Below are 21,259 nucleotides of genomic sequence, written 5' to 3' on the forward strand. Positions count from 1 at the left end.
GAGGCCGTTTTTCGTTACCAAGCAATGACCATATCATCTCGCTGGATGGCTAAATGCTCCGCTGTCAGGCGCATTTCAGCAACCACAAATTGCGGCTGTACCTGTTTTATCACCACTTCCGTCGCCATATCCGTGAGCTCAGTGCGCGGTTCTAAATCTAGGTTATAGAAGGTGCCAGTACGATACACCTTAAAAGTATCACCAGGGCGAATGCCCGCGCCGGCACTGGCTTCGATGTGCAAGCGATGACCACGCGCTTTAACAATGCGCGCCATAAATGGCTGGCAGCGCAATACTTCATCGATGTCATCCACCACACTCGACAACACGTTGCGCACTTCATGACCGTATGGCGTGCGCCAGAACTTCGGTGATGCAAAACCGGGCCGATCTGTGCGCGCGGCTGTCCAATCTCCTTCTGTGGCGTAGCTGCGTTGAAACAACATGGCGCCGCTTAGGCCATCGTGCACAAACACATCGACCACGAACTGACGCTGACGATCTGACCCATCAAACCCCATCAAACTGAGCCAACTATCGCCCTGCACCTCTGAGTGGCTGGCCTCACCAGCCATGGCCAAACTGCGGACCACACCAGAAACAACGTACTGCGCGCCCAGCTGAGTAGCCAATGCGACAGAGGTAGTCAGCCGCTGCTGTGCTGTTTCTGCCGACGGTGCACGACGAGGGTTTTGATACAGGCTAATTCGCGTCGCATCGTACGCATGAATAGCACCGCGATCATTCAAGCTGTTGACCAGTACCCGCGGCAACGCCTGTTCGATATTGTGCAGCGCTCCCATGCTGGCTTCCGTAGGATTGGCCAGACCAAAACCGGCAATGGCGATGGCCTTGCGATAGCGCTGGCTGCTGGCGGGGCACATAGCCTGAGACGATACATCAGCCCGAATGGCGACTTCATACATGCCATCGCGCTGATCTTCCCACAAGACATCGACATTGCTCAGTAGCGAGCGGGTCGATACCCGCACATCATCGCGTTCAATTTTTCCTTTGCTCATCAACTGGGTGCCGCTGACTTGAGCACCGGCGCGTAAGCTGGCGCGGTGCATGGCGTCTTCCAACGCCTGCGAGCGACTGTAGGCAATCGACTTACCCAGCTCAGCACGCCCGACCACTTCGACCGTCATCGCATGCAGAGGTGTGGTCATCCAGCCCAGCAGTAGCAGGGCGAACAAGGCATAGCGTTTCATCACTCAGCCTCCTATTCAATGAAGTAGAAGCCACTATCCGGGCTACTGTTTTCTTGCATCACTCGCTGGCGCTGTGATGACGCGTATTGATCCGTCGACTGCCCTAAGGGAACGCGGCAATCGACATGGAAACGCTGCTGATCGGTGGTTTGCAGACAATTTCTGAACCCTTGATCGACGGTCATCTCTAGCACGGTTTCCACACTGCCATCGGGCAGGATGTCGCTGGAAATCACCCGAGCGCCGTGCATGTAAGCATCGACGTAAGTGCGAAAGCGGTCGTTCTGCACCACCATATCGCGCACCGTCGTTGAGCCCGACAGCTGCATACCATAGACCCGCTCCGCCATGGCCCGAAAGGCGTCGATTTTGGACGCTCTAATGCCCATCAGCCGCCGCTGCACAGAGCTCAGCTTGTTGCCATGATCAATCGCGCCATAACCAACGACTCTCAAGGTCATCGGTGCAACGGGATCCACCTGCTGCTCCACCGGCTGAAAGAAATCCCCGGACTGGCGCGCCTGGTCGTCGATCAGCAAACTCGAACATCCCGTTAGCGCCACCGTCAGCGGCGCCAGTAACCATACCCATTTCATTCGATGTCTCCTGAACAGTTTGCGAGGTGCTTGCAGGGGTTATCGGCGTCAGGCGGTAAAGTTTGAGTCCGAATTTAGCTAATCAATGTCGCGTTACGGCCGCGCAATTTGGCCAACTCAGGGCTAGTCTTGTAAGCAACAGGGCGACTGACCGGATCGCCGGGAATGACACGTTTGCATCGCTGCTAAAGGAATACCCTATGAATAAACCCTCGTTACTGGCCATGGCTGTGGCGTTGGCCTATGTCACAACACCGCTTGCGGCTCCCTTTATGCCCATGGACGCGCGCGGAATGGCCATGGGCCACACCGGGGTGGCCAGTGCTCAACGTGCACACGCTCCAGCCTACAACCCCTCACTGCTGGCACAGGCCGACGACAGCGATGACTTTGCCTTGATCCTGCCGCAACTGGGGGTGCAAGTACGGGATGAAGAAGAACTGGCCCAAACGGCTGAAGACATTAGCGATGATCTGCAACCAAGATTAGAGCGTTTGATTGATGGCGATGGCGCTATCCCTGGCTATGAAGAGCGCATTGAATCGCTGGATGCCGCCATTCGCGCTTTTGATGTCGCCGTACGCAATGCTCTGAATTCTTCCGGCCCTATTGATCAACGCTTGGACGATCTGGCGACCACCAACACAGCGTTGCGCAGTGAACTGGACGACATTGAAGACAGCCTGCAAGAAGTGAATTCCGTCTCAACGGAATTAACCGATGCGCTGCGCTCTATTTCTGGCAACCCGCTGAGTGGACGTCTGGGTGTCGCCGCTTCCATGGCCTTTCCTGGCAAACAGTTTGCCGCCGCTGTCAGTGTGCGTGGCAAAGCCATGTTTTCTGGCCGTGCCTTGTTTACCGACAGCGACCTCGGCCTGATCGATGCGTACGCCCCTGCAGGCTTGCAATATACCCGTGCAGCACAAGCAGCCAGTGATGACGTCGCCCGCGCATTGGAGTTGGCGCAAGATTCACCCGGACAACCGGAAGTCATTTTGCTGGCAGAGTTAAACCGCGATGACAACAACAACGGCGTGCGCGACTTAGAAGAAAACCTGAACAATATTCTTGGCTTTGATTTCACCTCAGAACAAGGGGTCGAAATTTTCCGTGACGGCACACTGACAGAAGAAGCCAGCGACCCAGATCTCGACTCCCGTGTCGAAGGCGTCGGTATTGCCATTGCGGAGGTTGGCTTGTCCTTAGCACGGGAGTTCTCTATTGCAGACCGAGCCGTCGCCATCGGCGTGACCCCAAAAGTGCAACGCGTATCGACCTTCCATTACGTCACTGAGGTCGACAACGAAGAAGAGTTCGAAATCGACGACATCGAGGACTCGCGTGAAGACTACTCCAGCTTCAATATGGACATTGGCGCCTCCATGCGTTTTGGCCATCTATCGCGCATCACCGCCGGTCTGATGATTAAAGATGTGCTCGGTGGCGATTATGACTATCAGGCCACCGAAGTTCGCACCGGACTGAACCCCGCCAACCCCGTCACGGTAAAAGGGGGCACCATCAGTTTGGACCCTCAAGTTCGCGCCGCCATTTCCTACAGCGATGGCACGACTACCCTGGCGTTTGATTTGGACCTCATCGAAAACGATCCGGTGGCCTACGAAATCCCCACCCAATACGCGGCGTTTGGCGCCGAGTTTGATTTGTGGAATACGCTGCAGCTGCGTGGTGGCTACCGCGCCAATCTGGCCGCCACCGACTCCGATGTGATGTCTGCAGGCTTTGGCATCTCGCCCTTCGGCATCCATTTAGACATCGCCGTAGTCGCCAACCCCTCCAAGCTGGAAAAAGAAGCTGGCGTCGCATTGGAAACCGGTTTCTACTTCTAAATGACGCAGTTACACTAACTGCTTGGCCGCTTCGTGCGGCCATTTTTGTTGGTTTATGTGGCTGATGTATTCATGCAAGTCTATTTAGTCGGCGGCGCCGTGCGCGACCGTTTATTGCAACTGCCGGTCAAGGACCGCGACTGGGTGGTGGTGGGCGCCACGCCAGAGCAGCTTTTAGCACAGGGGTATGAGCAAGTAGGCGCGGATTTCCCGGTGTTTCTCCACCCCGACACTCACGAGGAGTACGCTCTGGCACGCACCGAGCGCAAATCGGGTCAGGGTTATCAAGGCTTTGATTGTCGCTTCAGCCCCGACATTACCCTGGAAGAAGACTTGCTGCGTCGCGACCTGACCATCAACGCCATGGCCATGGACGAGCAACAACAGCTGATTGACCCCTACGGCGGCGAGCAGGATTTACGTCACCGCATTTTGCGCCACGTCTCTGACGCCTTTGCCGAGGATCCGTTACGTGTGCTGCGCGTTGCACGCTTTGCTGCGCGTTTACAGCCGCTTGGTTTTACCATCGCGGAAGAAACCCAGGCGCTGATGCATACCATGTATACCAATGGTGAGCTCGAGCATTTGGTCGCCGAGCGTGTATGGCAGGAAACCCAACGCGCGTTGATGGATAACCATCCCCCCACTTACTTTCAGGTGCTGCGTGACTGTGGCGCGCTGGGCGGTTGGTTTGCAGAAATCGATCGTTTGTTTGGCGTCCCCCAGCCAGAGCAGCATCATCCGGAAATCGACTGCGGCATCCATGCATTCATGTGTCTGCAAGCCGCCACCGAGGCCAATGCCAGCCTGGCAGTACGTTGGGCCGCCCTTACCCATGACCTGGGCAAAGCACTGACACCCGCCAGCGAATGGCCCAAACATCACGGCCATGAAAAGCGTGGCCTGAAGCCACTCAAAAGCCTACAGCGACGCTTAAAAGTGCCCAACGATGTGCAACAGCTCGCACAGCTGGTCACCGAGTTTCACACCCATGTTCACCGAGCACAGGAACTGCGGCCAGAAACGTTACTGAAGCTGTTGCAGCAAACAGATGCCTGGCGCCGGCCTGAGCGTTTCAAGGAGTTTTTACTAGCGTGTGAGTGCGATGCCCGTGGCCGCACCGGCTTTGAGCAGTGCGAATATCCACAACGGCCTTACTGTGAGCAAGCTCTCGCGGTGGCCCAAACCGTTGACGCGAAGGACGTCATCACGCCTGGCATGCAAGGCGCCGAGATTGGCCAGGCGCTACAGCAGGCACGTTTGCAAGCATTAAAGGTGTGGCGCGCTCAGGCTTGAACGCTGTGCTCGGGCCAATGAGCGGGCAGGCGCTGTAACGGCTGTTCACTCAGCGTGGGCCAGTCGGCCTGCAATGGCCGCTGACGCAGTGGACACACGGCTTGTGGATAAATATCCAGCAGGGGCCGAAGGACAAATGCGTAGCGCCAGATATCATCACGCGGCAGCGTCAGGGTGCCAAACTCAGTGGGCCAGCTGCCACACTGCTGGTCGTACATCAGTATGTCGACATCCAACGCCCGCGAGGAAAACTTACTGGCGTGCTGGGGACGCCCAAAGTCAAACTCCAAACGCTTCAACGAATGTGCCAGCGCCACCGGTGTTTGCTCAGTATCGATCTCCACCACCAAGTTGATGAACTCAGGGCCATCAAACCCCACCGCAGGCGAGCCATACCAAGGCGATTCCTGCACCAAGGTATGCTGCTGAGCCAAGCAATCAATGCCGCGGCGCAGGTTGTTGTGTGCGTCAATGTTGGAGCCTAGGCCCAAGAAAACCCTACTCACTCAAGCGTACCGCGTTCGATACGCAAGCCCACGGCGCGCGCCTGTGGCACCACTGCCGGTTTTTCCACCCGAATGCTCAACCAGACGATGCCAAACTCCGCCTGCAGCGCGGCCGCCAATCGCTCCAACAGCGACTCCAGCAACTCAAACTGCTGCTGCCCAACAAACTGTTCGACAAATTCGGTCACTGCTTGGTAGTTCAGGGCATAGCGCAAATCGTCGCTGGCAGCGGCTTGGCGAATATCCCACGCCATCTCCAGATCAAAAATCAACGGCTGCTGCAGCTGCTTTTCCCATTCGAACACGCCGATGCGTGCATCAACGGCCAAACCATGAATAAACACCCGATCCATGGTCAGACGTCCACTGCCGGTAGGTCGGTCATCGGCCAGCGAGGCACTACGCTGACGGCCAGCTCACTGTGTTGGCCGGCCAATAAGCGTTGCGTGCCGGCATAGGCGATCATGGCGCCATTGTCTGTGCACAGTTCCGGGCGCGGGTAATACACTCGCCCGCCCAGTGCTTCGGCGGTCGTTTGCAATTTGGCACGCAATTGCCGGTTAGCACCGACACCGCCGGCGATGATCAAACGCTGCACACCGGTTTGTTGCATGGCGCGCTTGCATTTGATCGCCAGGGTATCGACCACGGCGGCCTGAAACCCGGCAGCGATGTCGATTTTATCCTGCTCGGCTAATACACCGTCGACGGCGCAATTGAGAATGGTGGTACGGGTAAAGGTTTTCAGGCCGCTGAAACTGAAATCCAACCCAGGACGGTCAGTCATTGGTCGCGGGAAGGCGAAGCGCTGGGCGTCGCCCTGATCGGCCAAGGCGCTCAGCGCAGGTCCGCCGGGGTAAGGCAAATTCATCATTTTGGCGGCTTTATCGAAGGCTTCTCCGGCAGCATCGTCGAGGGATTCCCCCAGCAACTCGTAACGACCGATGCCTTCTACTTTGACCAATTGGGTGTGACCGCCGGATACCAGCAACGCAATGAAAGGAAAGTCAGGTTGTTCGTCTTCCAGCATCGGCGCCAATAAATGACCTTCCATATGATGCACGCCGATGGCGGGAATGTTTAGCGCCCAGGCCAAGCTGTTGCCCAAACAAGCACCGACCAACAGCGCTCCCACTAAGCCTGGGCCTGAGGTAAAAGCGATGCCATCGACTTGCTCGAGTGTCAGGCCAGCGTCGTCCAACACTTCCTGAATCAGTGGTTTGGCCTTGCGAATATGGTCGCGGGAGGCCAATTCTGGCACTACGCCGCCGTATTCTGCATGCACCTGAATCTGTGAATACACGCGATGGCCGAGCAAACCTCGCTCGCTGTCGTAGAGTGCTATACCGGTCTCATCACAGGATGTTTCTAGCCCTAATACCCGCATGTGGGCCCCCGAAAATGGCAAGGGCGGCAATGATACGCGGCCATACGGTTAAAATCCATGCAGAGGTTTTGCAATCCGCGGGCAAACTCTTTAGAATGCCCGCCCTCTAACTGGGGGTCGTGGTTCCCCCAATGAACGAACATTTATAGATAAGGTGATTGGATGCCAGCTGTAAAAGTGAAAGAAAACGAGCCATTCGACGTAGCACTGCGTCGTTTCAAGCGTTCTTGTGAAAAAGCCGGTGTACTGTCTGAAGTACGTCGTCGTGAGCACTATGAGAAGCCAACTTGGGTGCGTAAGCGCAAAGCAGCGGCTGCTGTTAAGCGTCACCTGAAGAAGCTGCAGCGCGAACAGCGCAAGATGACTCGCCTGTACTAATCAGCTTTTTGCCTGAACTGAGAACAGGGAGCCGCTCGTGAGCACACTGGTTCAAACCATTAAAGACGCTGTTAAAGACGCTATGCGGGCGAAAGATAAGCCCCGTCTGAGCGCTTTGCGTCTGATTACTGCTGAGTTCAAACGCGTTGAAGTGGATGAGCGAATCGACGTCACTGACGAACGTGCACTGGCCATTCTCGATAAGATGGTCAAGCAACGTCGTGACTCTATTGCTCAGTACCAAGACGCTGGCCGCGATGAGCTGGCCGACGCTGAGCAGCAGGAAATCAACGTAATCAGCGAATTTTTGCCAGAGTCTCTGAGCGAAGAAGAGTTGGCCAAACTGGTGGCTGATGCCGTTGCACAGTCCGGTGCTGCAGGAATGCAGGACATGGGCAAAGTCATGGGCATCCTCAAACCACAAGTGCAAGGTCGTGCTGATATGGCACAGGTCAGCCAACTGGTTAAGTCGCAACTGGGATAAACACCTGTCCCTGTGCAGGCTATCGAAAGCGTTAGCGGCTCGCCGCTAGCGCTTTTGTTGTTTCTTGGCAGCTGCCACAAAGCGCTACTTTCAATCGTCGCAGCCACGCCTGCCGACCCTGCGCCCGTAGCGTGAAATGCTGCATGACGTCGCCAAGTGATATCGCAGCGCTGTGACACGACGCTGTCGACACTCACAAACTCACAGCCAAGACAGCACAGCGCCACAGCCTAAATTCATGCTTGGCCAGCGCCGGCTTTGCACCGTATTCTGTTAAACCTTGTTGCACAGTAAGCCTTCTTTATGGCCGGTCGAATACCGCAGTCTTTTATCGATGAATTGCTTGCCCGCGTTGACGTGATTGATGTCGTCGACAGCCGCGTTAAGCTGAAGAAAACCGGTAAAAACTACTCGGCTTGCTGCCCGTTTCACAACGAAAATACCCCGTCATTTACCGTCAGCCCGGACAAACAGTTCTATTACTGCTTTGGCTGTGGTGCCACCGGCAGCGCGCTGAAATTCGTGATGGAGTTTGACGGCCTGAGCTTTCCCGATGCCGTCGACAAGCTGGCTGCGCAAGTTGGTGTGGAGGTGCCACGAGAGCAAAACAGCCTCGAAGCACGCCAACAACAAGAACATCAACCGCTGTACGAGCGCCTGCAGGACGCCAGTCAGTATTATCAGCAGATGTTGCGCCAGCACCCTGAGCGCCAGCGTGCCATCGATTACCTGCAGCAGCGTGGCCTATCGGGCAAGGCCGCCAAATTCTTTGGCATTGGTTATGCGCCGCCGGGCTGGGACAACCTGCTGCAGGCGCTGGTCAGCGACGATAAAGAACGCCAGCGGCAACTGATCAGCAACGGCATGCTGATCGAAAAAGAGGACGGCCGCTGCTACGACCGCTTTCGTGATCGCATTATGTTCCCTATTCGCGACCAGCGCGGCCGCACGATTGCCTTTGGTGGGCGTGTATTGGGTGATGAAAAACCCAAATACCTCAACTCGCCGGAAACGCCGGTGTTCCAGAAAAACCGCGAACTGTATGGTTTGTTTGAGGCGCGAAAAATCCGCCAAAAGCTCACGCGCTTTGTCATCGTTGAGGGCTATATGGATGTGGTGGCGCTGGCGGAGTATGGCATTCACTATGCCGTCGCCACCCTAGGAACGGCCACCAGCGAACATCATTTATTGCGGTTATTTCGCATCGTGCCGGAAGTTATCTTCTGCTTCGATGGCGATGACGCCGGGCGCAATGCCGCTGCCCGCGCCATGGAAACGGTGTTGCCGGTATTGGAAGGTGGCCGCCAAGCGCGCTTCTTATTTCTACCCGACGGCGACGACCCGGACACCCTGGTACGACGCGAAGGCAAAGAAGCGTTTGAACAACGGTTAAACGCCTCTGATCATTTACCAGAGTTCTTGTTTAAGCACCTCAAGCAGCAGGTCGACTTCGATACCATGGACGGCAAAGCACGCTTCGATCAACTGGCAGCACCACTGATTGCGCGCCTACCGCAGGGCGCCTTGCGTGACTTAATGAAGCAGCAACTGGTAAAAGAAACCGGGGTCGCCAGCCATGCGCTGGAGAAAATTGAACAGCAAATGGCTGAACAACCCGAACCCGTTCACGCCCCAGAGCCCGATTACGTCGATCACGCGGCCATGCCCAGCGAGCCACCGGCCATGAGCCGCCCGAACGACGTCGGCGCGCGCTATGCTCTGTGCAGCTTGTTGCTGCAACCATCGCTTGCTGACGGCCTGGAACTGCCCGACGTCGATGCCGAAAGCGAATATGAACGACTGCTGATTGAAGTAATCCGCAAGCTACAGCAAGCGCCCCAGCACAACAGCATTGGAGTCATCATCCAATGGACAGGGTCGCCTTACCAGCAAGAGTTAAAAACACTGGCCGAGCAAGCCGCACAGCAGCAACACATTGCCAGCGCCAGCTCCATCGAACATGCGTTACAGAAAATGGATACACGCCGCCTGGATGCCGAATGGCAGCAGCTGCAAGCACGGCTACGAGCCGGTGAGTCGTTCAGCGAGCAAGACAAACAGCGGCTGCGCGAACTGAGCAAACAGCGCCACCAGCGACATCGTAAGCGCACGGCGATTTATCAGCGCTAGCCGCGTATGCAAAAGGGCCTTGAAATATGCCTTATCGCCCCTATATTTCTTCAAGCCCCAGCACGACACGGGCAACACCGACGACCTGACAGCCACCACCAGCACCCGAACCGATACGATCACGCCTCGCGCCCACAATGACAGGGCATCAGTCGGGAACAATCCTCCGGCACGGCTGGCCTAAAGAGCGGTTAAAAGTTATACTCCCGCGCTTTTCTGCGCCTCACAATACGGAACACAGGGCTTCTATGTCAGCGAACACCCAACAATCCCGTTTGAAAGAACTTATTGCTAAAGGTAAGGAGCAAGGCTACCTCACTTTTGCACAGGTGAATGACCACCTGCCGGACGATATTGCCAACCCGGATCAAGTTGAAGACATCATCCGTATGATCAACGACATCGGTATTCCGGTGTCCGAAAACGCCCCTGATGGCGAGTCCCTGTTTAATGAAGCCGCGGATGACGCTGCTGCTGAAGAAGCCGCAGCCGCGCTGGCATCGGTTGAATCGGACGTAGGCCGTACCACCGACCCAGTGCGTATGTACATGCGTGAAATGGGTACCGTTGAACTGCTGACACGCGAAGGCGAAATTGTTATCGCCAAGCGCATTGAAGAAGGCATCCGTGAAGTGATGTCTGCCCTGGCCTACTACCCAGGCGCCGTAAGCGTGGTCCTGAATGCCTTCCAGGAAGCAGAAGAAGACCCGAATCGTGTGAGCGACATCTTTAGTGGCTTTATCGACCCGTCCGATGAAACACCAGAGCCAGGTCCACAATCGGGACCAGATGCGGAAACAGACGACAACATCGGCGATGACGATGACGACTCGGACGAAGAAGAAGACAGCGGCATTGACCTGACCGAGGTCATCCGTCGCTTCGATGAGATCAAAGACGCTCACATTGCCGCTGAAGCCGCGCTGGAAAAACACGGCCGTGCAAGCAAGCAAGCGGAAGAAGCCTTGGCGCTGTTGGCCGAGCGCTTTGCCCCGATCAAGCTGACGCCCAAATACTTTGACCAGCTGGTGAGCCAAGCACGCGAAGCGCTGGATCAAGTGCGTGCGCAAGAGCGCCAAATCATGGTGATGATGACGCGCAAATGCGGCATGGACCGCAAAGAATTTATCGGCAATTTCCCTGGTAACGAAGTGAACAACCAGTGGATTGAAGAGCTGATCGCTGGCGGTCACAAATACTCAGACAAACTCGATACTTACAAGCTGGAAATTTTCCGCGCGCAGAAGAAAATCAAAGCCGTCGAAGATCGTGTTGGCCTGGTTATTCCAGACATTAAAGAAGTTAACCGTCGCGTTTCCATCGGTGAAGCCCGTGCTCGTCGCGCGAAAAAAGAAATGGTGGAAGCTAACCTGCGTCTGGTGATTTCGATCGCTAAGAAATACACCAACCGTGGTTTGCAGTTCCTGGATTTGATTCAGGAAGGCAACATCGGCTTGATGAAAGCGGTGGATAAGTTCGAATACCGTCGCGGTTATAAGTTCTCGACCTACGCCACTTGGTGGATTCGTCAGGCCATCACGCGCTCCATTGCTGACCAAGCGCGCACCATTCGTATTCCGGTGCACATGATCGAAACCATCAACAAGCTGAACCGTATCTCACGGCAAATGCTGCAGGAGATGGGCCGTGAGCCGACGCCAGAAGAATTGGCAGAGCGCATGGATATGCCAGAAGACAAAATTCGCAAAGTGCTGAAAATCGCCAAAGAGCCGATTTCGATGGAAACGCCAATCGGCGACGACGAAGATTCGCACCTGGGCGACTTTATCGAGGACACTCAGTCTGAGTCGCCACTCGATACCGCCACCACCGAAGGTCTGACGGATGCCACTCGCTCAGTATTAGCTGGCCTTACAGCGCGCGAAGCCAAGGTTTTGCGTATGCGTTTCGGCATCGATATGAACACCGACCACACGTTGGAAGAAGTGGGCAAACAGTTTGATGTTACGCGTGAGCGTATCCGTCAGATTGAGGCCAAAGCGCTGCGCAAACTGCGCCACCCAAGCCGCTCTGACCACTTGCGAAGCTTTATCGACGAATAATAAAAAAGCCCGGCTCGCCGGGCTTTTTTATGTGAAATCAAAGGGGTAGCGCGATTCGTACAAGCCGCCTATAATGCCCTTCGCTGTTTTGACAGCCTTGGCGACTGCAACGCCACCTTCCTGTTTAGGGCCCGTAGCTCAGTTGGTTAGAGCATCCGACTCATAATCGGCAGGTCCCCAGTTCAAGTCTGGGCGGGCCCACCATTTAAAAAACTCTGTTTCTATTTTTCTCGCCAATGACTGATGCATGTGCATCATTGCCGAAAACACTAAGCCGCTTGCTGGCGATCCTCACTAGCCCAATCCTGTGGGCCAAACTTATCCACTGCCCAGCGGTATACTCGCCGCAATGGCCAGCGACGCTGCGCCATCATATCGTCAAAGATCTGCAGGCTTTGGGCCTTGGTCACCGGCAAATCGATGCGAAACTGGCACAGTACATCGTGCACCAATGACGGCTCGTACATCCATGCCTCACCTTCTCTCAATACGCCATCTGGTGTGCCAATCGACCACAACCCCAATAGTTGATACTTAGGGCTACATCCATCCCAGGCATAACCTGCGGAGATCTTCATTCGACCATTGGCAATAACCACCCAATCATTACGAAATACAATACCGCTCAGAGCCGCGTGCTCAAAAGTACGCTGCTGCGGCAAACAAAATTTCCACTGTTTCTTCATAGCTTTCTTTCAAATATCTGTTAATCGTATTAGACCAAAATCACTTGTATAAATTCTGTGCAAATCTCTCACTTTCATCATCACAATCATTAATAACAAAACAAACAACAACCACCGCTAAAACACACCAAGTGTTATCAGCAGCGTATTATTTCTAACTGGATACCCATCGATACGACCAAGGTAGTGGCATGCTGGTAAAAATCTGCATGCAAAGTAGGACCATTGTTTTTATGATCGCCGTAAACCTAAAAAGCAAAGGACGCCTAAAAATGAGACATACCCTTCCTGCCATCGCCCTACTTATTCTATGTAGCTCTGTGCAAGCGCTGGAGATTTCGGCAGACAGCATCAGCGTGAGCAAAAATAAACAGGTATCCACCTACTCAGGTAACGTGCATATCCAGTTGAATCAAGGTGAGCTGCACAGTATGGAGTCCGACGTACAAGAAGTGCGAGCAGACGGCACGCAACTGAGTGGCCAGGTGCAACTGACGCTGAACAATGGCGACACATTGACTACCGATACTTTGTCTATTGTGGAGGATGCTACCGGCCTTTCCGCCAGTGCTCAGCAGGTGGTGCTAACGCAAACGCATTGATGGTCATTACGATTATGGAGCATCAGTGAGCAGAGCCTGCCGCAGCAGCGGCAGGCTCTGTTGACTACAGTGACTTCAAGTTGTTGATGTAAGCGTCTTCATTAAACGGACGCCCCAAGAAATCTTCCACCATTTCCGCTGCTGGCTTACTTCCACCCGCCGCAAGAATCTTGTCACGATACGCCTGAGCGATTTCACGGTTATTTAACCCCTCTTTTTCGAAACGAGAGAATAGATCCGTGGCAATCGCCAACGACCATTGATAGGTGTAATAGTTGGAGCTGTAACCGTCTAGATGGCCAAAGTTGGCGTAGAAGTGAGTGCCTTCCATATACGGGTATGGTGAGTACTGCTGTTGCAACTTAACCATCATGGGTTGCAGTTCAAACCCAGCAGGGTCATTCATATAATACTGCAAGGATAACTGGGCATAGAATAGTTGCACGGCGGTGCCTGTGGCTTTGCCATAGTCGCGAGCTTTATTCATCTTCATAAACAGCTCTTTAGGAATGACCTCGCCTTGCTGATTCTGTGCAAATGTTTTTAGCGTGCCATAGTCCCATACCCACTCTTCCAACATTTGCGACGGTGCTTCTACAAAGTCCCACTCCATTGCCAGCCCCGAGTTGTCCAACCAGCGCTGATGTTGACCGGCAAAGATGCTATGCAGCAAGTGACCAAACTCATGCAAGAAGGTTTCTACTTGGCCATGCTCCATTAAACCTTTAGGAAAGTTCTGAGCCAGCGCTGCCAGTGGTATTTGTTTGCCTTTAATACCGTTACGCAAGCCCCAATAGGCGGCATGCTGATATTTCCCATCACGAGGATGGTTATCCATATAGAAACGACCAATCAGCTTACCATCTTCTAAGATTTCGTACGCTTCAACGTCCTCATGCCAAACCTCGGTTTTCCAAGGTCGAATCTCTATTCCAAACAAGGATTCAGATAATTTCAATACGCCATCGCGCACATTCGCATACTGGAAGTACTGGCGTACCTCTTTAGCATCAAGAGCATACTCTTCCTGTCGAATAAGATTGTCGATATAAGATGCTTGCCATTGATTGACTATTTTGGCGGTAGGGTCGATTTTCTGTAAGCGCGCCAACGCACGCTGGCTTTCTTGTTCAACCGAGTCTTTTAAAGCTGTGTTAATACGTTGTAGAAATGCATTGGCTTTTTCTGGTGAGCCAATCATCTCGGTTTCCATATTGTACTCAGCAAAGCTGTTGTAACCGAGAATCTTGGCCATCTCATGCCGACGAGATATGAGCTCTTTAAGCACCTTTGCATTGGCAGGATAGCCACGCTGCATGGCCAGTACACGCAGATCATAGCGCAGCTTATCGCTATGAGCGTAAGTCAACACAGGATACAAATCAGGGTAGTTTGTCGTTAGAGTAACCGTTTTTTCACCCGTCTTTACCCGCTCAGCGATATAGTCTTCAGGAAGGCCAGCCAGATCATCAATACCCACTTCCAGTGTACGAACATCTTCTTGAATGTTGCGACCGAACTCATTACCGAGCTCGGTAATTTGTTGCTGTAATGCAAAGATTTTGTTTCGCGTTTCTTCATCACGATCAACACCTGAGCGACGCAAGTCCCTTAGTAAACGATGTAAAAAGAAACGTGTATCGGCTTTCAGGTTCGTGTCGTCAACTGCACTCAAGCGCTGATAAAATGGCTGTGATAAATAAATTGACGAATCAAAATCTGCGATCTTTTGTATACAGGCCTCGGCTGAATCTCGCACTGCTTTGTCAGGATGAACCGCTTTGATGTAGGAAGCAGGCATCAGCGGCTGAAGCGCATAATTTACCTGTTCGTATTGCTGCAGCACTGTTTCAACATTCGCAGGCCCAGTACCTTGCTCTACCGCAGTAAAATGCTCGCGCGCCTTAGACAATTGCTGTTCACACAATGTTTGCCAATCTTTGGCACTGGCCGTTGCATTCATGCCATCAATCAGAAGTTCACTTGCCCCGACAGAGTGAGCGCTCAGCAACGTCGCCGTTAATACCGCTGTGCGGAAATACTTCATACTGTTACATCCTAGAAATTATTGTACTTGTTAAGCTTGGTGCGTTTCTGGCCAATGCTGACCTAACAGGGCGGCCAACTGCTCCAACCAGGTTTTATCCTGGGGGCCAAAATCGTCCAGGCGAGCGGAATCGATATCCAATACTGCAACCACCTGCTGGTTGTGCACGATCGGCACAACAATTTCAGATTGGCTATCACCGCTGCAGGCAATATGGCCAGGAAACTCGTGCACATTGGCCACCAGCTGGGTTTGCTGTTGCTGCCAGGCGGTGCCGCACACACCGCGCCCGAAATCGATGCGGGTGCAGGCGGTGGGGCCTTGAAATGGCCCCAGCACCAGCTGATCCTCTTTCACCAAATAAAACCCAACCCACCAGAAGCCCAGCGTTTGGTACAGTAAAGCGGCCACATTGGCCAAATTGGCGGTTAAATCAGGCTCGTCTGCGATCAGCGCTTCCGCCTGACGCAGCAACAAGCGGTAGTGATCGTGACGTTGCTCAGATTCAGCAGCGGGCGTCACAGCACGCTGCCAGTGGTGTGTATCGCTCATGACGACTCCTCACACAATGGACCCGGGCCGAGGGTAATCGGCCGCACGAAGGGATGTGATTGTACGGCATTTACGCGTATGAGGAACAACCGCAGAAAACTGAGGTTTACACCATGGTAGCTTTACCATGGTGGCAGTACGGTGGCTTACCGCCAGCGTAAGAGGGCAGTGCAGGGCCAGCTATGTTCTGGCACCCCTGTACGTTTAAGCTTGTGTGGCGCGGTTGGTCTGAGCGCGACTTTGATGACGCACCGCTGCGGTAAACAGTCGTTGATAAGCCGATGGCAACAAACGCACTAGCCAATCAAAAACTCTGGCATCGGGTCCAATCAGCACACGACGTTTATTTTTTACGATGCCAGCAATGATGGTACGCGCGGCTTTTTCCGGCGTGTTAATGAACATGCGCTCAAAGTCGGCGGTGGCCGCAGCATTGCTGACACCAGTCGCCCGCTCACAGCTGTGATCCATGCGCGCTGCTTTGGCAATATTGGTCTTGATGCCGCCAGGGTGCACGCTGGTCGCGCTGACACAGCTGCCGGTCAGCTCCAAGTCTTGGCGCAGCGATTCGGTAAAACCGCGAACCGCAAACTTGCTGGCGTTATAGCCGCTCATCAACGGCTGTGAGGCCAGACCAAACACGCTGGATATATTAACGATATGGCCATCGCCCGACGCCTGTAGTTTTGGTAGGAACGCTTTGCTGCCATACATAACGCCCCAGAAATTAACGTCCATAATCCAGCGATAGTCATCCAGACTCAATCCATCCACCGTACCCGACAGTGCCACCCCGGCATTATTGATGATCAGATTCACCTGACCATGATCCACTACCACTTGCTCAGCCCAGGCAAACACAGCGGCTTCATCTGCGACATTTAATGTTTGCCGAGTAACGGTCACGGGTTGATGCGCCAACAATTCACAGGTGTCGTCCAACCCTTGGTTGTCGATATCCGCCAACGCCAGGTGACAGCCTTCATTGGCCAGCTGCAGTGCCAGTGCACGTCCAATGCCAGATCCGGCGCCTGTTACCGCCGCCACTTTATTCCTGAGTGATTTCATCTGTATCTCCGAGGTGATGATTATTATTATGGCGGCCCGACGTCTCTTGGGCCTGTTAAACCTGTGTTGCGTTTATTCAAGAGCGGTCAAAAAAGCCTGGTAACGCTCAGCGGCCTGGCGCGGCACTTCCACCATTGGCATATGACCAATGTCCTGCCAAATGTGCACTTGCATATCCGGCAGCGCTTGTCGCCAGGTTTCTACCGCGCTGACGTGCAGTAGCCGATCTTCCGTTCCCCACCACAACATGGCTGGCGCTTGCAGCTGTGGCAATTTCTGTTGCAGCCCAATGCCACGATTAAAATCGGCAAATATTTTGGCCAACTCTTCCCGGCGATTCATGTATTCATGGGCCACCGCTTCCAGCACCATATCTGGTAAAAAAGGCGGTTTCGCCATGGTCATGGCATAAAACTCATCAAATTCCTGGCGATTATTAATCAAAAACGGATTGCGCCCCTCAGCGAGCATTTTTTCCAAATCACTGGCTTTTGGTGATGTCAGTCCAGCTGGGTCGACCATGGTCGCGGATAACGTTTGCTGCGGGTGATACAAGCTAAAAATAGCGGTGAGATAACCGCCCATGGAATTACCGATGATGTGTGCCTGCTCGATCTCCAGCGCCGTCAGCAAACGTGACAAACGCTGCGCTTGCGCCACCATGCCGTAGTCCCAGTCCATACGAAACTCGGTATCACCGTGGCCGGCCATATCCGGAATCAGGATTTGATAGTCGTCGGTTAAATGGCGAGCAAATCTTGGCCACACGTCTTTATCAGCGCTGTAGCCGTGCAACATAACAATCACAGGTTTGCCCGGATTATGGTTGCGGTACAGCGCCAGCTGCATATCACCAATATCCACTTGTTGTTGCTCAAAGCCGTACAGACTCGCTTCCCAATCGGTGGCGTGCTCGTACAACCATTGCCCCAGCGGCAGATAAGCACCCTGTACCACGCCCAGCAAAGCGGCCAAGGTTAATACTGAAAATAGAGCCATGACTTTTTTCATTGCAACACTCATTGTCAGGAGAAAATATGATCAGCTTGGCGAAAGTTTTTCGTCCAGCGGCGAAAGGTAAAACTGAACCCCGGAAACATGGCAATGACCTTGCCGCTTTTGCTTTTATACCAGCTATTACAGCCACCAGTGTGCCAAACAGTTTTTTCCATTTCCTGGTGAATATGCTGGGTATAACGCTCTTCGGCGTCGGCCTTAACCTCAATCACCGACTTGTAACGCCGGCCCACCTCTTCCAGCGCGGTCATGATGTAATTCATCTGTGCTTCTATCACAAAAATGGCTGAAGTATGGCCAATGCCAGTATTGGGGCCAGTGACAATAAACAGGTTTGGAAAGCCCGGTGCGCTGGTGCCTAAATAGGCTCTTGGATAGTCTCGCCAGACATCGGCCAACTGTTGGCCATCTCGACCAATCACGGGATAGGAGATAACACCATCAGTGGCGTCATAACCGGTGGAATAGATAATCAAATCCAAATCCAGCTGCTCACCCTGTTCCGTAGCAATACCGCCGGCGTTAATTGCCGCTATGCCGTCGTGTTTATCATGCAAGGTGACGTTGTCACGGCATAACGCTGGGTACAAAGTGTCAGACAAAATGACACGCTTGCAGCCAATGGTAAAATCGGGCGTTACTTTACGGCGCAGTTCGGGGTCTGAAATTTGTCGCTTAATATGCTGGCGAGCACGCTTTCCGGCCAATAGCTCCAGCATGGTGCTGGAGTATTTAAAGCCGATCACCCGACTTTCTAAGCCCCAATAAATGGCCTCACGTAATGCTCGATAAATCCAGCGACGGCGCAGCAACCAGCGCTGCCAACCTTTAAAGCGATAGTCTGGCCGTGGAATTACCCAATGTGGTGTGCGTTGAAAAACGTGCAGGTGCTCCACTTCATGGGCAATGGCGGGAATAATTTGTGCGGCACTGGCACCGCTGCCGATAATCGCAACTTTTTTGCTGCGGTGGTCGTAGTCATGATTCCAGTTGTTGGTATGAAACGACTCTCCATTAAAGGAATCTTTGCCATTAAAGTCTGGTATCACCGGTGTACTCAATGGCCCAGAGGCATTGATGACAAACCGCGCCTCAAATTGCTGCTCACCGTGTTGTGGGTGCTGCGTGGCAATGCACCAGCACTGGCGCTCCTCATGCCAACGTATTTGCTGCACATTGGTATTGGTTTGCGTGCACTGGCGTAATTGGTGTTTGTCGATAACGTGGTCGGTGTATTCACGCAGTTCATCTTGCTCGGCAAACATTTGTGACCAGTCGTAAGGCTCCGACTCAATCGAATACAACGGCGACTGCACGTCCACCGCCGCTCCTGGGTATGAGTTTTGTGCCCAGGTCCCGCCCATGAACTCACGTCGTTCCAGAATTAAAAAATCGTCAATGCCACGGCGCTTCAAGTTGATCGCGGCACACTGACCGCCAAAGCCGCTGCCAATAATGATGACGGTATACACGCTGCAACCTCTTTTTGAATGGTTATTTTCATCTGTCGCCACAAGAATTGAGTGCTAGCCTGCCTAGCACATCGACTTGTAATCGCACACTGGCAAGCCACGTCACAGCAAGGCTACCGACAATTTGGATGTTTTATTTATCCAGCAAGGCCTGCTTGCCCTGTCGTGGTGATTCCCGCAATAGAGCCTCCGGTGTTGGTCCAAGGCATTGTTATTATTCTGCGCTTATCTGATGATAGAAAACTCCACTCTATTTGTGACGACACGTGTCGTCAAATACTATTATGAGTCCGATTCCGCCAACCCCCCGATCAAGCGACCAGCGCACAGACAACGACACCAGCGCCCCCAACACTGTCGCCAACAACAGCGCAACGGCTGGCATCTGCGAGCCCTCTGCGCCGCGTCGTCGCTACGCCGGCTTAAGCCAAGCCCAGCGTCGTCAGCAACAACAGCAGCAGTTGATTGCCGCCGGTATTGAGCTATTTGGGCGTCACGGTTTTCGCCACACCACGGTGCGAGGCCTGTGCCGCGAGGCAAAACTCACCGACCGCTATTTCTACCGCGAATTTGGCAGCCTTGAGAGGTTATTGCGCGCCGTTTATAGCGACTGTATGGATCGCCTGTATCAGCAGGTGTACGCCAGCGTTCAGCCTGCCGCTGCGACGACCGACGCAACGCTGTTGTTTCGCCGTACCTTGCAGCAGTTCTTTCAATACATGCGCGATGAGCGCATCGCACGAATCTGCATGATCGAGTTGGAGGGCGTCAGTGACTCCATGGATCAGCACTATCACAGCTACATCCGCAGCTTTGCCAAACTGGTGCTGCACACTGCACAAAGGCTGTCGGCACACCAGCAACCGCCAACAGAGCACGATTTGTATCTGGCCATGGGGTTGGTCGGGGCGATTCGGCAAATGACCACGCATTGGCTGCAAAGTGGCTATAACACGCCGGTTGAAACCTTGGTCGATAGCGCGTTGTTGCTATTTCACAGCGCACTGCGACGTCAGTCATAAGCGCCGCTGGACAGTGCATAGCGCAGCGCTATACTCGCGCCAATTGCCGGGGGCCGTATGAAATTCGACGACGTTAAAAAACTGCAGCAGAAAAAGTATCGCCAACAGTCGCGTGCTTTTTTGCTCGAAGGTGAACACCTTATTCAAGAGCTGGACAAAGCCCGCCAGCACAATCCAGCACTGGCCAATGCCGAACTGTGGATTACCGAGCACTATCAGGACTGGCCAGGCGACTGGCGCAAGCACTTGATCAGTGAGCGGCAAATGAAACAGCTGTCGGAAACCAAGACTCCGCAAGGCATTGTCGCTGTCGTGCCCATGGACGCGATTCAACCCAAGGTTGCAACTGAGCGCGCGGTGTATTTGTACCAAATTCAGGATCCGGGCAACCTCGGTACGATATTACGCACCCTGGCCTGGTTTGGTGGCTTTCGCTGTTTATTGAGCCCAGGCAGCGTCGATCCGTTCAATAGCAAGGTGTTACGTGCCAGCATGGGAGCCACCTTTCATGTGCCGATAGAGCAAGATGTCAGCCTGGAGTCGTTACCCCAGCGCTTTCAGTCGCTGGGATATTTGGATATGCAAGGAGCTGCAGTCACTCATAACGACTTTCATCGGTGCGATTGTCTGATCTTTGGCAATGAAGCGCGCGGGGTGCCGCGTGATGCATTGGCTGCAGCGCAAGCATTTACCATCGCCGGGCAAGGGCGAATTGAGTCGCTGAATCTAGCGTCCACCGTCAACATGTGTGTGTACGAACTTCAGCGCGGCTAAGTCCGCTCAGTCTTTAACAGCAAAGCCAAAACCCAGGGCAGGATAAAAGCACGTTAGGAAGGCAGAAAATCTGGGGAAAGTAGTGAGGAAAGACCGGCTCAGTCGACGACTAAGC

At 53.7% G+C, this 21,259-nt stretch carries 20 protein-coding genes and 1 tRNA gene; 10 read left to right on the forward strand and 11 right to left on the reverse strand.

From position 1 onward, the window contains the following. Positions 1-14: 14 nt before the first annotated feature. Both CHH28_RS01380 and CHH28_RS01385 read right to left on the reverse strand, forming a co-directional pair. Entirely contained in the window at positions 15-1,214 is a 1,200-nt protein-coding gene (locus CHH28_RS01380; RefSeq protein ID WP_094058631.1) for a flagellar assembly protein FlgT, read from the reverse strand. An 11-nt stretch (positions 1,215-1,225) separates the two neighbouring features. Then, positions 1,226-1,810 (reverse strand): LPP20 family lipoprotein, encoded by a 585-nt coding sequence (locus CHH28_RS01385; protein WP_094058632.1) that lies wholly within the window; start codon positions 1,808-1,810, stop codon positions 1,226-1,228. A 200-nt stretch (positions 1,811-2,010) separates the two neighbouring features. On the opposite strand from CHH28_RS01385, the gene traF reads away from it, so the two are divergent. Together traF and CHH28_RS01395 are read left to right on the forward strand one after the other, a co-directional pair. Next, positions 2,011-3,660, forward strand: a complete 1,650-nt coding sequence (gene traF, locus CHH28_RS01390; protein WP_094058633.1) for a conjugal transfer protein TraF — start codon at positions 2,011-2,013, stop codon at positions 3,658-3,660. A 72-nt stretch (positions 3,661-3,732) separates the two neighbouring features. Continuing rightward, positions 3,733-4,956 carry a multifunctional CCA addition/repair protein gene (locus tag CHH28_RS01395; protein ID WP_094061939.1) on the forward strand — a complete coding sequence of 408 codons (1,224 nt, stop codon included), beginning with the start codon at positions 3,733-3,735 and terminating at the stop codon, positions 4,954-4,956. On the opposite strand, the gene folK is transcribed toward CHH28_RS01395, so the two are convergent. Genes folK through tsaD form a run of 3 tightly spaced genes read right to left on the reverse strand, consistent with a single transcriptional unit; the run spans position 4,947 to position 6,849 of the window. Then, positions 4,947-5,462: a 2-amino-4-hydroxy-6-hydroxymethyldihydropteridine diphosphokinase gene (gene folK, locus CHH28_RS01400; protein WP_094058634.1), complete on the reverse strand. Its 516-nt coding sequence runs from the start codon at positions 5,460-5,462 to the stop codon at positions 4,947-4,949. The two genes, CHH28_RS01395 and folK, sit on opposite strands and share 10 nt — an antisense overlap. Further along, on the reverse strand, positions 5,459-5,815 hold the full coding sequence (folB, locus tag CHH28_RS01405; RefSeq protein ID WP_094058635.1) for a dihydroneopterin aldolase: 357 nt from the start codon (positions 5,813-5,815) through the stop codon (positions 5,459-5,461). Before folB ends, folK begins: the two co-directional genes overlap by 4 nt. Before the next feature lie 2 nt (positions 5,816-5,817). After that, positions 5,818-6,849 (reverse strand): tRNA (adenosine(37)-N6)-threonylcarbamoyltransferase complex transferase subunit TsaD, encoded by a 1,032-nt coding sequence (tsaD, locus tag CHH28_RS01410; protein WP_094058636.1) that lies wholly within the window; start codon positions 6,847-6,849, stop codon positions 5,818-5,820. Between the two features lie 162 nt (positions 6,850-7,011). Here tsaD and rpsU point away from each other — a divergent pair, with 162 nt between their 5' ends. The 5 genes from rpsU to CHH28_RS01435 all read left to right on the forward strand — a co-directional run bounded on the left by rpsU (position 7,012) and on the right by CHH28_RS01435 (position 12,108). Further along, on the forward strand, positions 7,012-7,227 hold the full coding sequence (gene rpsU / locus CHH28_RS01415) for a 30S ribosomal protein S21 (protein WP_094058637.1): 216 nt from the start codon (positions 7,012-7,014) through the stop codon (positions 7,225-7,227). Positions 7,228-7,264: 37 nt separating this feature from the next. Next, positions 7,265-7,711 (forward strand): GatB/YqeY domain-containing protein, encoded by a 447-nt coding sequence (locus CHH28_RS01420; protein WP_094058638.1) that lies wholly within the window; start codon positions 7,265-7,267, stop codon positions 7,709-7,711. Between the two features lie 303 nt (positions 7,712-8,014). Then, positions 8,015-9,841 carry a DNA primase gene (dnaG, locus tag CHH28_RS01425; RefSeq protein WP_094058639.1) on the forward strand — a complete coding sequence of 609 codons (1,827 nt, stop codon included), beginning with the start codon at positions 8,015-8,017 and terminating at the stop codon, positions 9,839-9,841. Between the two features lie 137 nt (positions 9,842-9,978). Then, entirely contained in the window at positions 9,979-11,904 is a 1,926-nt protein-coding gene (gene rpoD / locus CHH28_RS01430; protein ID WP_094058640.1) for an RNA polymerase sigma factor RpoD, read from the forward strand. 127 nt (positions 11,905-12,031) lie between these two features. Continuing rightward, a tRNA-Ile gene (locus CHH28_RS01435) sits at positions 12,032-12,108 on the forward strand. Between the two features lie 65 nt (positions 12,109-12,173). Here CHH28_RS01435 and CHH28_RS01440 read toward each other — a convergent pair. After that, positions 12,174-12,590 (reverse strand): hypothetical protein, encoded by a 417-nt coding sequence (locus CHH28_RS01440; protein WP_199243969.1) that lies wholly within the window; start codon positions 12,588-12,590, stop codon positions 12,174-12,176. 272 nt (positions 12,591-12,862) lie between these two features. Here CHH28_RS01440 and CHH28_RS01445 point away from each other — a divergent pair, with 272 nt between their 5' ends. Next, positions 12,863-13,192 carry an LptA/OstA family protein gene (locus CHH28_RS01445; RefSeq protein ID WP_157729714.1) on the forward strand — a complete coding sequence of 110 codons (330 nt, stop codon included), beginning with the start codon at positions 12,863-12,865 and terminating at the stop codon, positions 13,190-13,192. 64 nt (positions 13,193-13,256) lie between these two features. On the opposite strand, the gene CHH28_RS01450 is transcribed toward CHH28_RS01445, so the two are convergent. The 5 genes from CHH28_RS01450 to CHH28_RS01470 form a co-directional block, all read right to left on the reverse strand. Further along, positions 13,257-15,239: a M3 family metallopeptidase gene (locus CHH28_RS01450; protein ID WP_094058642.1), complete on the reverse strand. Its 1,983-nt coding sequence runs from the start codon at positions 15,237-15,239 to the stop codon at positions 13,257-13,259. A gap of 30 nt (positions 15,240-15,269) precedes the next feature. Then, the gene (locus tag CHH28_RS01455) at positions 15,270-15,791 is read right to left on the reverse strand and encodes a GAF domain-containing protein (RefSeq protein WP_094058643.1); all 522 of its coding nucleotides are present in this window, start codon (positions 15,789-15,791) and stop codon (positions 15,270-15,272) included. 204 nt (positions 15,792-15,995) lie between these two features. Next, positions 15,996-16,859: an SDR family NAD(P)-dependent oxidoreductase gene (locus tag CHH28_RS01460; RefSeq protein WP_094058644.1), complete on the reverse strand. Its 864-nt coding sequence runs from the start codon at positions 16,857-16,859 to the stop codon at positions 15,996-15,998. Positions 16,860-16,931: 72 nt separating this feature from the next. Further along, entirely contained in the window at positions 16,932-17,870 is a 939-nt protein-coding gene (locus CHH28_RS01465; protein ID WP_157729715.1) for an alpha/beta fold hydrolase, read from the reverse strand. 14 nt (positions 17,871-17,884) lie between these two features. Next, the gene (locus tag CHH28_RS01470) at positions 17,885-19,348 is read right to left on the reverse strand and encodes a flavin-containing monooxygenase (RefSeq protein WP_094058646.1); all 1,464 of its coding nucleotides are present in this window, start codon (positions 19,346-19,348) and stop codon (positions 17,885-17,887) included. Positions 19,349-19,614: 266 nt separating this feature from the next. Between CHH28_RS01470 and CHH28_RS01475 the strand changes: the two genes are divergently transcribed. After that, complete coding sequence (locus tag CHH28_RS01475) at positions 19,615-20,370, forward strand: TetR/AcrR family transcriptional regulator (protein ID WP_157729716.1); 756 nt, start codon at positions 19,615-19,617, stop codon at positions 20,368-20,370. A 57-nt stretch (positions 20,371-20,427) separates the two neighbouring features. Further along, a complete protein-coding gene (locus CHH28_RS01480; protein WP_094058648.1) occupies positions 20,428-21,144 on the forward strand; it encodes a TrmH family RNA methyltransferase in 717 nt (238 codons plus the stop codon). Positions 21,145-21,259: the final 115 nt, after the last annotated feature.

This window comes from Bacterioplanes sanyensis (assembly GCF_002237535.1).
GTDB lineage: Bacteria > Pseudomonadota > Gammaproteobacteria > Pseudomonadales > Oceanobacteraceae > Bacterioplanes > Bacterioplanes sanyensis_A.